Origin of the sequence: Bradyrhizobium sp. WSM2793 (assembly GCF_000379585.1) — a bacterium.
Lineage (GTDB): Bacteria > Pseudomonadota > Alphaproteobacteria > Rhizobiales > Xanthobacteraceae > Bradyrhizobium.
In genome coordinates, this window is record NZ_KB902795.1 from 37,894 (window position 1) to 50,943 (window position 13,050).

Annotated in this window: 15 protein-coding genes and 1 tRNA gene; 10 read left to right on the forward strand and 6 right to left on the reverse strand. The window is 64.5% G+C overall.

Annotation, left to right across the window (positions count from 1 at the left end; genetic code table 11):
- The first annotated feature begins 3 nt into the window (after positions 1 to 3).
- The 7 genes from A3AS_RS0126840 to A3AS_RS43860 all read left to right on the forward strand — a co-directional run bounded on the left by A3AS_RS0126840 (position 4) and on the right by A3AS_RS43860 (position 5,847).
- Positions 4 to 744 (forward strand): SDR family oxidoreductase, encoded by a 741-nt coding sequence (locus tag A3AS_RS0126840; RefSeq protein WP_018320627.1) that lies wholly within the window; start codon positions 4 to 6, stop codon positions 742 to 744.
- 23 nt (positions 745 to 767) lie between these two features.
- Positions 768 to 1,484, forward strand: a complete 717-nt coding sequence (locus tag A3AS_RS0126845) for a GntR family transcriptional regulator (RefSeq protein ID WP_018320628.1) — start codon at positions 768 to 770, stop codon at positions 1,482 to 1,484.
- Between the two features lie 24 nt (positions 1,485 to 1,508).
- The gene (locus A3AS_RS0126850) at positions 1,509 to 2,483 is read left to right on the forward strand and encodes a tripartite tricarboxylate transporter substrate-binding protein (protein ID WP_018320629.1); all 975 of its coding nucleotides are present in this window, start codon (positions 1,509 to 1,511) and stop codon (positions 2,481 to 2,483) included.
- A gap of 235 nt (positions 2,484 to 2,718) precedes the next feature.
- A complete protein-coding gene (locus A3AS_RS0126855) occupies positions 2,719 to 3,348 on the forward strand; it encodes a DUF1326 domain-containing protein (RefSeq protein WP_018320630.1) in 630 nt (209 codons plus the stop codon).
- Between the two features lie 50 nt (positions 3,349 to 3,398).
- Positions 3,399 to 4,223, forward strand: coding sequence for a DUF2182 domain-containing protein (locus tag A3AS_RS0126860; RefSeq protein WP_018320631.1), 825 nt, complete (start codon positions 3,399 to 3,401; stop codon positions 4,221 to 4,223).
- A 227-nt stretch (positions 4,224 to 4,450) separates the two neighbouring features.
- Positions 4,451 to 5,665, forward strand: a complete 1,215-nt coding sequence (zigA, locus tag A3AS_RS0126865; protein WP_026202391.1) for a zinc metallochaperone GTPase ZigA — start codon at positions 4,451 to 4,453, stop codon at positions 5,663 to 5,665.
- Complete coding sequence (locus A3AS_RS43860) at positions 5,662 to 5,847, forward strand: hypothetical protein (protein ID WP_049814997.1); 186 nt, start codon at positions 5,662 to 5,664, stop codon at positions 5,845 to 5,847. Before zigA ends, A3AS_RS43860 begins: the two co-directional genes overlap by 4 nt.
- 9 nt (positions 5,848 to 5,856) lie before the next feature.
- On the opposite strand, the gene A3AS_RS0126875 is transcribed toward A3AS_RS43860, so the two are convergent.
- Both A3AS_RS0126875 and A3AS_RS0126880 read right to left on the reverse strand, forming a co-directional pair.
- Positions 5,857 to 5,941, reverse strand: a tRNA-Leu gene (locus A3AS_RS0126875).
- A gap of 200 nt (positions 5,942 to 6,141) precedes the next feature.
- Positions 6,142 to 6,384: a FliM/FliN family flagellar motor switch protein gene (locus tag A3AS_RS0126880; protein ID WP_011088012.1), complete on the reverse strand. Its 243-nt coding sequence runs from the start codon at positions 6,382 to 6,384 to the stop codon at positions 6,142 to 6,144.
- A 95-nt stretch (positions 6,385 to 6,479) separates the two neighbouring features.
- Here A3AS_RS0126880 and lipB point away from each other — a divergent pair, with 95 nt between their 5' ends.
- Positions 6,480 to 7,217 carry a lipoyl(octanoyl) transferase LipB gene (lipB, locus tag A3AS_RS0126885; protein ID WP_018320632.1) on the forward strand — a complete coding sequence of 246 codons (738 nt, stop codon included), beginning with the start codon at positions 6,480 to 6,482 and terminating at the stop codon, positions 7,215 to 7,217.
- Between the two features lie 91 nt (positions 7,218 to 7,308).
- On the opposite strand, the gene A3AS_RS0126890 is transcribed toward lipB, so the two are convergent.
- Entirely contained in the window at positions 7,309 to 7,731 is a 423-nt protein-coding gene (locus A3AS_RS0126890) for a 4-oxalocrotonate tautomerase family protein (RefSeq protein WP_018320633.1), read from the reverse strand.
- A gap of 113 nt (positions 7,732 to 7,844) precedes the next feature.
- On the opposite strand from A3AS_RS0126890, the gene A3AS_RS0126895 reads away from it, so the two are divergent.
- Entirely contained in the window at positions 7,845 to 8,699 is an 855-nt protein-coding gene (locus A3AS_RS0126895) for a LysR family transcriptional regulator (protein ID WP_018320634.1), read from the forward strand.
- Positions 8,700 to 8,703: 4 nt separating this feature from the next.
- Here A3AS_RS0126895 and A3AS_RS0126900 read toward each other — a convergent pair whose 3' ends face one another.
- From A3AS_RS0126900 to A3AS_RS0126910, 3 genes are read right to left on the reverse strand one after another with little or no spacing between them, the layout of a single operon-like run.
- Positions 8,704 to 10,140: a TIGR01777 family oxidoreductase gene (locus tag A3AS_RS0126900; protein ID WP_018320635.1), complete on the reverse strand. Its 1,437-nt coding sequence runs from the start codon at positions 10,138 to 10,140 to the stop codon at positions 8,704 to 8,706.
- The gene (locus A3AS_RS0126905; protein WP_018320636.1) at positions 10,137 to 10,802 is read right to left on the reverse strand and encodes a DUF4166 domain-containing protein; all 666 of its coding nucleotides are present in this window, start codon (positions 10,800 to 10,802) and stop codon (positions 10,137 to 10,139) included. The genes A3AS_RS0126900 and A3AS_RS0126905 overlap by 4 nt, the downstream gene beginning before the upstream one ends.
- Positions 10,803 to 10,816: 14 nt before the next feature.
- A complete protein-coding gene (locus A3AS_RS0126910) occupies positions 10,817 to 11,374 on the reverse strand; it encodes a GbsR/MarR family transcriptional regulator (protein WP_026202392.1) in 558 nt (185 codons plus the stop codon).
- Between the two features lie 144 nt (positions 11,375 to 11,518).
- Between A3AS_RS0126910 and A3AS_RS0126915 the strand changes: the two genes are divergently transcribed.
- Positions 11,519 to 13,039, forward strand: a complete 1,521-nt coding sequence (locus A3AS_RS0126915) for a PAS domain-containing sensor histidine kinase (RefSeq protein WP_018320638.1) — start codon at positions 11,519 to 11,521, stop codon at positions 13,037 to 13,039.
- The last annotated feature ends 11 nt before the right edge of the window (positions 13,040 to 13,050 follow it).

Genomic DNA, 13,050 nt, shown 5'->3' on the forward strand with positions numbered 1-13,050 from the left:
GCGATGACTGAACAATCGGGACAAACCGTCGTGCTGACCGGTGCCGCCGGCGGTATGGGACGGGCCATCACCAAGGCGCTGCTCGACAGCGGCCGCCGCGTCGTGCTGGTCGATCGCGACGCAAAGGCGCTGCAGGAATTCGCGGCAACGTGCGGCGACGCGGTATTTCCGATCCAACTCGACATCAGCGACGCCAAGGCTGTGGATGCCCTGCCGAACGCCATTCCCGCCCACTTCAAGCCGGTCGAAATTCTCATCAACAATGCCGGCCACGACATCGGCGGCCGGACGCGCTTCGACATCGGTTCTGCGGACGACTGGTCCAACATCATCCAGACCAATCTGATCGGCCTGATGCGCGTCACGCGCGCGATCCTTCCCGGCATGGTCCAGCGCAACGTCGGCCATGTCGTCAACATCAGCTCCATCAACGCGGTGCGGATCGTGCCCGACATGGCCGCGTACAGCACCAGCAAGGCGGGCGTGCACATGTTCACCGAAACCCTCCGGGGCGAGCTGGCGGAAACCGCGATCCGGGTTACCGAGCTGCAGCCCGGCCTGACCCGGACCAACATCATCCTGACCCGCTACCGCGGCGATCAGCAGAAGGAAAAGGACTATTTCGACCAGTTCAGGATGGCACTCGATCCGGCCGATATCGCCCGTTCGATCGTCTTCGCGCTCGACCAGCCCGCCCACGTTCAAATTGCCGAAATGATGATTCTGCCTGTAAACCGGTACTGAGTTTTCCCGAACAGGACCCGGACATGGAAAGACGCCGCGAATTGCAGTCGACACTCCGCATCGAGGACGTCCCGACCGTCCGGGCGATGGTGGCGCAGAAGCTGCGTGAGGCGATCATGTCGGGGACGCTTAAACCGGGCCAGCGCCTGGTCGAGCGCGAGCTTTGCGAGATGATGGGCGTCAGCCGCCCCTCGATCCGCGAAGCGCTGCGTGCGCTCGAAGCCGACGGGCTGGTCAATACGGTTCCGCACCGCGGCCCCGTCGTGTCCACGATCAGCCTCGAAGAGGCCCGGCAGCTCTACGCGGCACGCGCGGTGCTCGAGGGCTTCGCCGGCCGCGAATGCGCCAGGCTTCACGACCCCGAGGTCGCGCGCCGGATCGGCGACGCCCTGACACGGCTGAAGGCCGCCGCCGCCAAGCAGGACCTCGTCGGCAGCCTCGAAGCCAAGACCGATTTCTACGCGGCGCTGATCGGCGGCTGCCGCAATGCCTTCATCGAACGCATGCTCAAGCCGCTGCACGATCGCATCCAGCTGCTGCGGATCACCTCGATGTCGCAGCCGAAGCGGATCAACAAGAGCCTTCGCGAGGTCACCGCGATCTGGCGCGCGATCCAGAACGGCGATCCGGATCTCGCCGAGCGTTGCTGCGTCGACCACATCAATGCGGCTGCGGTGGCCGCGCTCGACATGATCGAAAAATCGTCGGCGGCCAAGGAGGCGGCGCCTTCCGACGACTAGAACAACGCCGCCAGGGAGTGTTCGATGAAGTTTCTCGTACGATCGCTGATCCTGCTCCTCCTGCTCTGCCCTCGCGATGCGGCGATCGCGGACGACTACCCCGCCCGCCCGGTCACGGTCATCGTGCCGTTCTCCGCCGGCGGTCCCGGCGACGTCATCGCGCGTATCCTCGGCAGCGCCATGAGCGCGACACTGAAACAGTCCATCGTCATCGAGAATGTCGTCGGCGCCGGCGGCACGCTCGGCACCAACCGCGTCGCCAAGGCGGCCGCGGATGGCTACACGCTGCTGCTGATGCATGTCGGCCAGGCCACCGCCCCTGCCCTCTATGCCAAGCTGCCGTTCGACCCGGTCGGCGACTTCGCCCCGATCGGGCTGGTCACCGACGTCCCGATGATCCTGGTGGCGCGGCCGAACTTTCCGGCCAAGGATCTCAGCGAGCTGGTCACGCACATCCGCAATGCCGGTGACAAGGTCACTTTCGGCAATGTCGGCCTCGGCTCGGCCTCGCAGCTCTGCGGCCTGATGTTCATGAGCGCCACGGACACCAAGCTCACCCCGATCTACTACAAGGGCGGCGGACCGGCGCTGAACGACGTCATCGCCGGCCATATCGACGTCTATTGCGATCCCGCGACCGGGCCGACGCCGTACATCCAGTCGAAGACGATCAAAGGCTATGCCATCACCAGCAAGACGCGTGTCGCGACGCTGCCTGATGTGCCGACCTCGACTGAAGCCGGCGTTCCCGAGTTCAATGTCACGACCTGGTACGGCCTCTACGCACCGCGCGGCACGCCCAAGCCCGTCGTCGATCATCTCGTGGGCGCACTGCAGACGGCGCTGAAGGATCCCGCGCTGATCAGCCGCTTTGCCGAGCTCAGCATGGCGCCGGTCGAGCCTGAGCGCGCGACGCCGGAAGCCCTCGAAACGTTCCTGAAAGCCGAGATCGGCAAATGGGGACGGATCATCAAAGCGGCCGGAATCGAACCGCAGTAGGTTCGCGCCATGTTCTGATCAAGTGCAGAAATATCCGAGATTTCAAAGGGAAAATTGACTTTTGGGCACTCGAGTGGCGGCCGCGTTGAGAGTTCAGGTGCAGTTCCAGCTGATCGGTGCACTTTTCCGTAGGTCGGCCGAGCCCCATTGCGGGACTTCGTCGCGAGGCGTAATTTTCAACTCTACGTAGCTCATTCGAAAGCATCTATCGGGTTCGGCCTAGCGGGAGCGAGCAATGGCGGATGTCCCATGGCACCTTTCCGGTGACTATTTCGAGAATTGCAGTTGCAGCATCGTGTGTCCCTGTCTGGTGTCGGCGGCGCCTCCATTGACCGCGAGACCGACCGAGGGCTTCTGCAACGTACCGCTGATCTTCCACATCGAAAGCGGCCGCTATGGTGAGATCGAGCTCGATGGACTCAACGTCCTCGTGATCCTCCACGCACCTGGGGTCATGGCAGACGGAGATTGGTCGGTGGCCGCCTATATCGATGAGCGCGCCAGTGATGAGCAGACCGAGGCCATGGCTGCGATCTTCACCGGCGGTGCCGGCGGTCCGATGGCCGCGTTCACGCCGCTGATCAGCAAGAACCTGGGGGTGCGCAAGGTCCCGATCACGTTCCGGATCGACGGCAAGACTCGGTCCGCGGAAATCCCCGGCATCCTGCACATGTCCGTCGATCCCCTGCCAACCATGCATCCGAGCGGGGAGATGTGGGCGAACATCGGCCATCCGGTCAGCCCCGATGCCATGGTGATGGCCGTCGGCGCCGCGGGCAATACTTTCAGCGATCATGGCATGCGCTGGGATAATTCCGGCAGGAACGGCCTCTATGCGCCGATCCGCTGGTCGAACCAGGCGTGATGTAAACTTCCGATACCGGCCTGCGTCAGGGCCGCCAATTTCGATCGCAAATGAAGGACAGCCCACTGGAAACCGTGCTGCGTCGCGATCGCTGGATCGTCGGCGGCGCGATCGGCCTCATTGTCGCGCTGGCATGGAGCTATGTGCTCTGGCTCGCCAACGACATGGACATGGGCGGCATGGACATGACCGGATTCCGCATGATCCCGGCCGGGATCGGAATCATGCTGCCGACGAGCGAGGCGTGGCGAACGTTCGAGTTCGCCTACGTGCTCCTGATGTGGGCGGTGATGATGATCGGAATGATGGCCCCCTCCGCTGCGCCCATGATCCTGATGTACGCCCGCGTCGGCCGACAGGGCAAAGCACAGGGCAAGCCGTTCGCCGCGACCGGCTGGTTTGCGGCCGGTTATCTCCTCGCCTGGTGCGGCTTTTCGCTGGCAGCCACCTTTCTCCAATGGGCGGTCGAGCGGGCCGCCTTGCTGGATTCCCGGATGGCGCTCGCAAGCAACCTGCTCGGCGCCATCGTGCTGGTCGCGGCGGGTGTCTATCAATGGACGCCGTTGAAGAACGTCTGTCTCGCTCAATGCCAGTCGCCGTTTCTGTTCCTGATGCGCCATGGCGGCTTTCGCAGCGACCTGCGCGGCTGCCTGCTGCTGGGACTTCGGCACGGAGGCTATTGTGTCGGTTGCTGCTGGGTCTTGATGGCGCTGTTGTTCGTAGGCGGCGTGATGAACGTGCTCTGGATCGCGGTTTTGGCGCTGCTTGTCCTCCTGGAGAAAGTTACGCCGGTCGGACGATGGATCGCGCGCGCTGCAGGGATTGCATGTGTGGCCGCGGGCGCCTGGCTGCTGGTGTTCTTGCCGCAGTCGTGAGCAACCTCTGAACGGGCCGCCGCTCGTCTTTCGAGCCGTCCGGCATTCTGCCTGCCCCGACCGCTCCGTGCAGGGCAAAGAACAATCACTTGAACGTTCGTAACTCCAGCTGAGCCGCAAAACGGCTTGACGACGACCCCAGCAATGAATGTAATGTTATAACATTACATATCCGGTCCCGATGCCCAACCGTCACCCTATCCCCTTGAAAAGACTGTTCGATCTCCATGCGAAAACTCCCCGTCACCGTCTTGTCCGGCTTCCTCGGGGCTGGAAAGACCACTTTGCTGAACCACGTCCTGAACAACCGGCACGGCCTGAAAGTGGCGGTGATCGTCAACGACATGAGCGAGGTGAACATCGATGCGGATTTGGTCCGTGGTGGCGGTGCGAACCTGTCCAGGACTGACGAGAAGCTCGTCGAGATGACCAATGGGTGCATCTGCTGCACGCTGCGCGACGACCTCCTGAAGGAGGTGCGCGCCCTCGCCGAAAACGACCGGTTCGATTATCTGCTGATCGAATCCACCGGCATCTCCGAGCCGCTGCCGGTTGCGGCGACCTTCGACTTCCGTGCCGAGGACGGCGAAAGCCTCTCCAACGTGGCACGCCTCGACACCATGGTCACCGTGGTCGACGCGGTGAATCTGCTGAGGGATTATTCATCGACGGATTTCCTGGAGCTGCGCGGCGAAGCGCTGGCGAACGACAAGCGCACGCTGGTCGATCTCCTCGTCGAGCAGATCGAATTTGCCGACGTGATCGTGCTCAACAAGGTCGATGACGCCTCGCCGGCACAACGCGAAGCAGCGCGAAAGATCATCCGCGCGCTCAATCCGGAAGCGGAGCTGATCGAAGCCAACCACAGCCGGGTCGCCTTCGATCGCATTCTCGACACCGGCCGGTTCGACTTCGAAAAGGCGCAAGCGCATCCGCTCTGGTTCAAGGAACTCTACGGCTTTGCCGATCACGTGCCGGAGACGGAGGAATACGGCGTGAGCAGCTTCGTCTATCGCGCGCGCCGGCCGTTCGATCCCGAAAAGTTCGACAAGTTCGTGCGAGAGCCCTGGCCCGGCGTCATTCGCGCCAAGGGACATTTCTGGCTGGCAACGCGGCCGCAATGGCTGGGCGAGATCAGCCAGGCCGGCGCGATCACGCGCACGGAGGCCCTTGGATTCTGGTGGGCGAGCGTGCCTGCGGAACGCTGGCCGGACGACCCGTTCTGGCGCAAGCGGTTGCGCGCGAACTGGAACGACGTCTATGGCGATCGTCGCCAGGAAATCGTGTTCATCGGCGCGGGCATGGACGAGCGCGCGCTCCGCGCACGCCTGGATGCCTGCCTTGTGCCGGGCAAGCCGGCCATGAACGTCACGGAATGGGCGAAGCTCGCAGACCCGTTTCCGGTCTGGCGGCGCGCGAACGAAATCGTGGAACGCGAATGAGCAACGTCGTCCGCTTCGTCTCTAAATCCGAACTCGAGCGGCAGCGCCTCATCCGCGAGGCGCGTGCGATCTACGACAGCATCTTCCCGCCGGACGTCCCCGCCGGCGGTTGCGCGCATGATCCGTCAGATCAATGGGCGGCGCACGAAGCCGCCGCCGAAATCCAGCCCAAACAACAATAGGGATGAAGGTGGTGCGCTCGGAGGGACTCGAACCCCCACGATTTTACTCACTGCCACCTCAAGGCAGCGCGTCTACCAGTTCCGCCACGAGCGCTTTGGGGATGCCGGCTTGAGGCTTGAAAGCCGGCCGGATCAACGGCGCCGATCTAACAAATCCATCAGAGGGGTACAAGCCTGCAAAGGCCCTGAATTCCACAGCTTTGCAGGAAAGTTCCTGGCCTTCCCCCGAATCGGCCCTTACCGCAGGTCCAGTGCCCTACCGCATGCCCGGGCCGCGACCGCGTGCACCGGGCCCTATCGGGTCCCCGGCGTGCGCGGCAGCATCTGCTTGACCTCGACCGCGATCCGGTTGCGGTCGACCAGCACGACGCCGGAGGCGACCGGCAGATTATTGGCCAAAACCTTGACCTCATCGGCCTCAGTTGCGTCCAGCTCGATGATGGCGCCGCGGGAAAGACGTAATACTTGATGGATCGGCATCGTGGTCGTCCCGAGGACGACCATGAGATCCACGGTGACTTTATCGAGAGTGGGCACTGTCAGGACCGCCGCAACCAGGGACTAAGGACCAAGGACTTAGAACAAGGCCTTGGCATTTGCGCCTGCAATGATCACCACGTTATGGTTAGCCAATGGTTAATTTGCCCCAAAACCCGCGCCAAGAGCTGGATTTGACGTCGTTTTCGACATCCCGGGGCCAGCCCGTGGAGTGGCGAATCTCGGACGCGCCAGTGCCCTATCTGGAGGCGGTGGCCGCCATGGAAGCCCGGGTCGCCGCCATTGCCGCGGGCGAGGCCCCGGAGCTGGTCTGGCTGCTCGAACACCCCCCGCTCTACACCTCCGGCACCTCGGGCAAGGATAGCGACCTGCGCGACCCCCGATTCCCGATCTTCGCCACCGGGCGCGGCGGGCAGCTCACCTATCACGGGCCGGGCCAGCGGGTTGCCTATGTCATGCTCGACCTCAAGCGCCGTCGGCCTGACGTCCGGGCCTATGTCGCGAGCCTGGAGGAGCTGATTCTGCGCACGCTCGCCGCCTTCAATGTCCGCGGCGAGCGGCGCGAGGACCGGGTCGGCGTCTGGGTCAGGCGACCCGACAAGGGCGAAGGTTACGAGGACAAGATCGCGGCGATCGGCGTGCGGCTGAAGCGCTGGGTCTCGTTCCACGGCATCGCCATCAATATCGAGCCGGAGCTGTCGCATTTCACCGGCATCGTACCGTGCGGCGTGGTCGATCCCCGCTACGGCGTTACCTCTCTGGTCGATCTCGGCCAGCTCGTGACCATGGCTGAGGTCGACATCGCGCTTCGGCAGGCGTTCGAGGAGCTGTTCGGGCCGACCAAGGCGTTGGTGCCCGAAGCGGCGGTCTAGCATTGCTTCCTGAACAATTCCGAGGTTCAGTTCCGCACCGCGAGCTGACGATCAGGCCGCGGGTGAGATGGCTCACCCGCGGCCTGCAACCTCACGCCGCCTGCAGCGACACGTCGAGCTTGCCGGCGATGTAGCGGCGTTCCTGGGTGAGGCCGCCGAAACCGTAGGCATCGCCCTTGACCTCGTCGACATGCAGATAGGTCTCGGGATGCAGCGGCCCCAGAATCTCGGCCATGCGCTTGAACATGGCGGCAAGATAAGCGGCCTTCTCGTCCTTGGTGTTGGTGCCTTCGGTGACGTGGATGTCGATCCAGTAGCTGGCAAGCTTCTGCTCGGCGAGCGACTTGCCGCCGGCGAACCAGTCGCCGGCCTCGACCGACTTCACGATGATGGCAGTCACCTTGGGATCCTTGTGCAGGATCTTTGCGGTGAGCTCGGACACTGCGTTGGCGATCTCGGCCTTCAGCGAGGGCGACTGGCGGGACGAGGTGTAGGACACGGTGATCAGCGGCATGGTGGCTCTCCTCAAGATGCAGCGCGGGATTTGCGCGGCGTTGGTGAGAAGCTAGACCTTCCCTAGTCATTTTGATATCTTATCTCTATTGATACCAGTGATAACGATCCATAATGACAGCCACCCTCGACATCGCCACGATCAAGGCCTTCCTGCTGGTCGCCGACCTCCAGAGCTTCACCCGCGCCGCGGAGGCGCTAGGCACGACCCAGGCGGCGGTCAGTCTCAAACTGCAGCGGCTGGAAACATTGCTGGGAAAACGCCTCGTCGAGCGCTCGCCGCGCGCGGTCCGGCTCACGGCCGAAGGCGCCAGCTTCCTCGATCGCGCCCGCGCGCTGATGGCGGCGCATGACCGCGCGCTGTCCGGCGAGGCCCCGACCGCACAGTCGCTCTCGCTCGGCATCTCCGATCACGCCGCCGGCCCCGAACTGGTGCCGCTGCTGGAACGCCTGCACGCGATGTCGTCAAATCTCACCCTCGCCGTCACCATCGGCTTCTCGCGCGAGATGCAGGATGCCTATGACGCCGGCGAACTGGATGCTGTGATCGTGCGCCAGGAAGGCAGCCGCCGCGGCGGCGAGAAGCTGACGGAGGACGGGTTCGGCTGGTTCGCCGCACGACGCTTCACCCTGCCGAAGGGCGAAGCGCTGCCGCTTGCGACCCTCGCCCCGCCCTGCGGCGTCCGCGCCGTCGCCGTGCGCGCGCTCGACAAGGCCGGCCTCGCCTGGCGCGAGCGCTTTGTCGGCGGCGGCGTCACCGCGGTGGTCGCAGCTGCATTGGCCGGGCTTGCGATTGCGCCGCTGGCGCGGCGGATCGCGCCTCCCGGGCTGGTCGATATTGGACCCGTGCACAAACTGCCCAAACTCGGCAGCTCGAAGGTGATGCTGCATTCGAAGGTCAGCGATCCCGCCAAGCTCGCGGCGCTACGCGCGGTGGCGGCGACGTTCCGGAGCGTGGCGGCCACCTGATGTCTCACAGAATGGCCTCGAACGCGCTGCGCAGCGTTTCGTGCTTGAACACAAAGCCGCGGCTCAGCGCCTTGTTCGGCAGCACGCGCTGACCGCCAAGCAGCAGTTCGTCGGCAATGCCGCCGCCGATCCGGCGCAACAGGCCGCCGGGAATGCGGAAGATCGCGGGCCGATGCAGGCGGCGGCCGAGCTCCTCGGTGAACTTTGCGTTGGTGACGGGGATCGGCGCGGTGGCGTTGACCGGGCCCGACAGATCGGGCGTTGCCATCACATAGGCGATCAGCCGGATCAGATCGTCGCGCTCGATCCAGGACATCCACTGCCGCCCGGTGCCGATGGGACCACCGAGGCCGAACTCGAACGGCGTCAGCATGCGCGTGACGAAGCCCCCTTCGGTGCCCAGCACGAGGCCGATGCGCAAGCAGACGACGCGGACACCAAGCTCCTCCGCCGGCCGCGCCGCCTTCTCCCACGCCGCGCAGAGCTCGTGGCTGAAACAGGCGTGCGACTTGGCGGACTCCGTCAGTACCTGGTCGGCCCACAATCCGTACCAGCCGATCGCGGAGCCGCTGACCAGCACCTCGGGCTTGCGATCGAGCCGTGCGATCAGTTTGACGACCTCACCGGTCATGTCGATGCGTGAGCCAAGAATCTTCGCCCGCTTCGCCTCGGTCCACAAGCCGTTGCCGATCGGCTCGCCGGCGAGATTGACGATGGCGTCGATGGGCGTGTCCGCGCCGAGCTGATCGAGGCTCGTGATCAGCGTGACCGGCGACGGCAGCATCTCGGCCTTGGCGGGGTTCCGGATCAGCGCGATGACGTGATGCCCCGCGGCGCTGAGGCTCGCCGCGAGGCGACTGCCGATGAAGCCGGTGGCGCCCGTGATCAGCACGGTCTTGCGGCCGGGGAGCTTCTCGACGAGCCCCTCGGCGGGAACGCTGCGCATGCGGCCGAGCCGGCGCATTGCGGCAAAATCCCTGAGGCCGCAGAGCCCGGCACCTACCGCGCAGGCGGTCGCGGCGATGCTGAGCAGGCCCTGATAGACGACGATCACGCCAAAGGGCTGCATTGCCCAGTCGATCAGCACGGGCAGCAGCAGCACCAGAATGGCGCCGTAATTGATCGCGAGCAGCGTGTGGTTGATGCGCTCGCTCGGCGGCAGTTTCCGGCTCAGATCTTCCTCGACGAAATCCATCAGCGTGATGACGATCTCGGCGACCAGGATCGCGACGATCAGCATTGCGAGCACGCCATAGACCTCGAGCCAGCCGAGCAGCAGGAATAAGAGCGCATAGAGCATGTTGCGGATGCCATGCAGCTTGAGCTCGAAGCGCTGCGACACCCGCCAGGCCAGGCGCTCGGTGAATTCGTGGTGATAGAAGGTGTCGAACACGCCCATCACGATCTGGATGGCGATGAGCGTCCACAACAGCGGCGTCATGATACGGCCTCCCTGAAGGTGGCGGACTGGTGGATCAGCGCGCCGTAACGTGGATGAATGACATCGAGGGTGAAGCGGAATGCGCCCTCGCCGAGATCGCGGTGCGTCACCGTGAGATCGCCCGGCGTGAGCCAGCGCGGCAAGGGGATCCACAGGCGTCCGAGCTGGAGCCCATAACCGGCGCTGCGGAAGGTCAGCGTCTGGTCCTCGACCGCGGTGCGGAGCGCCATCGAGACGCCGAAGCCGACATATTCCTCGAGCCCGGTCGGACCGGCAAAACGCTTGGCGGAATGGATCACGTGCGGAAAGCCGCGCTTGCGCGCGCAGATGCGGGTCCAGGTCTGACCGCCGGTCGTGCCGTCCTCGGTCACGGTGACGATCATGGGAACACCGGTGTCGCGGCCGGTCGGCAGCGGGCCACCAATCAGGCGCGCAGCTTGGGCGAACCACCAGCCTATCTCGCTGAAGGAGACCTCGTCGACCACGCCGACATAGACGACGCTCTCGCCGTCCGCGACGCGTTTGGAGAAACGCCGCCAGGTCGCGAGCGGCAGGCGGCCCCAATCCTCGTCCGACAGCAGCGCGCGGAAGCGGCGGTCGTCGAGCAGTTTGGTGTGAGCGGAGGTCGATGCGTTGGAGCCTGATAATCGAGCCGACGTCATCGCACCCTCCTCAGCTATTTGGCCTTGCCCAGCGGCAGCAAGCTGACGATCTTCTCGCCAAGCCGCATCAAGGCGACCAGCCGCGGCCGCGGCACCTTCAGCATCTGCATGAACCAGTGATCGGCGAGCTCGGTGAAGGCGAGCATCTCCTTCAGCCGCTTGGCTGCGACCGGATTGATGGTGGGATCGCCGGCGGCATCGGACACGCAGGCCCTGAGCGCCGTGATCGCCGGATCGAGCTCCCGCTCCTTGCGCCGCGCCGCTATTCTGGCGGCGACCTCCCAGATGTCGGTCTCGGCCTCGTAATGGTCGCGGCGGTCACCGAGGATCGGCACCCGCCGAATCAGGTTCCAGGCGAGCAGCTCCCTGAGCGAGTTGGAGACGTTCGAGCGGGCCATGCCAAGCGTGTCGGCGATGTCCTCGGCGGTCATCGGCGCCTCGGCGAGATAGAGCAGCCCGTGAATCTGGCTGACCGAGCGATTGACGCCCCACTCGTCCCCCATGTCGCCCCAATGCAGGATGAAGCGCTCGACGGCGGTGGGGAGTTTCTTCTTTCCGGTTATTTCTGTCATTACAGAAATATCTGACGATAACGTCCCCTTTGTCAAGCGGGTTTCGTCCCGTATACGGGTGCGGGATACTGCCTAAAAATGTCCCAACTTCAGGGAACCATCCGCTTTCTGTGGCGTTTGCTCCCGTCGAGGCAGGGTCCCGGAATGATCGGAAAGTTCAGTCAACAGCGAGACTTGTTCGAGAGCGAGCGCAGTTTCCGGCTGTTGGTTGAGGGAGTTGCGGACTACGCGCTCTACATGCTCGATCCCAGGGGGATCATCACCAGCTGGAATATCGGCGGCGAGCGCATCAAGGGCTATTCGCCCGGGGAGATCCTCGGCCAGCATTTCTCCCGCTTCTACACCGAGACCGACCGTGCCAACGGCAAGCCGGCCCGCGCGCTCGGCATCGCGCGGGAAAAGGGCCGCTATGAGGAGGAAGGCTGGCGCGTCCGCAAGGACGGCACCTTCTTCTGGGCAAGCGTCGTGATCGACCCGATCTACGAGGACGGCGAGCTGGTCGGCTTCGCCAAGATCACACGCGACATCACAGAACGCCGCAATACGCAGCTCAAGCTCGAGGCGATGCAGAAGCAGCTCGCCGAGTCCCAGAAGTTCGATGCGCTAGGACAGCTCACCGGCGGGGTCGCGCACGACTTCAACAACCTCCTGATGATCATCAGCGGCAGCCTGCACATGCTGAAGCGGGGTCCCGACGACGCGGCCAAGGTTCAGCGCGCGATCTCGGCGATCGAGACCGCCACAAAGCGCGGCGCGGCGCTGACCAACCAGCTCCTCACCTTCGCGCGGCGGCAGAGCGTCAATCCGCAGGCGATCGATTTCGCCGAACGCATCGCGGAGATCCGCGAGGTGCTCGATGCCGGCGTCGGCAGTTCCGTACGCCTGGCCTTCGACATCGGCCACGATGTCTGGCCGGTCAAGACCGACGCCTCCGAGCTCGAGACCGCGATGCTCAACCTCGTCATCAATGCCCGCGACGCGATGCCCGACGGCGGCACGGTGACGATCGGCGCGCACAATGTCGTGCTGGACGAGGTGCCCCTCGCCGGCGACTTCGTCGCAATCGACGTCACCGATACCGGGCTCGGCATTCCCTCCGACGTTCTCGACAAGATCTTCGAGCCGTTCTTCACCACCAAGCCGATCGGAAAGGGCACCGGCCTCGGCCTGTCCCAGGTGCACGGCTTCGCCCATCAGGCCGGCGGCACGGTGAAGGTCGCAAGCGAACTCGGCAAGGGCACGACGTTCACCATCCTGTTGCCGCGCGGAGAAGACACGCCGTCGCGAGAGACGGCTGGGGGACCATCCTTCCAAGGCAGCGGCACGGTGCTGCTGGTCGAGGACAATCCCGACGTTGCGCTGGTCAGCATCGGTCTCCTGGAGCAGCTGGGCTACCATGTCCGCCGGGTCGCCGACGCCGAAGCCGCCTTGCGCGAGATCGAGAAAAACGGCGTCGACTTCGTGTTCTCGGACATCGTCATGCCCGGCAAGATGGACGGGCTCAGCCTCGCCCATCGCCTCCGTCAGATCCGCCCTGGCCTGCCGATCCTGCTCGCCACCGGCTACAGCGACGTCGCCGCCGGCGTGCGCGGCGATTTCCCGATCCTGCGCAAGCCCTACGAAATCCACGAGTTGAGCGAAGCAATCGCCAAGCTGCCAAGGTGAGGCTTCGTCTT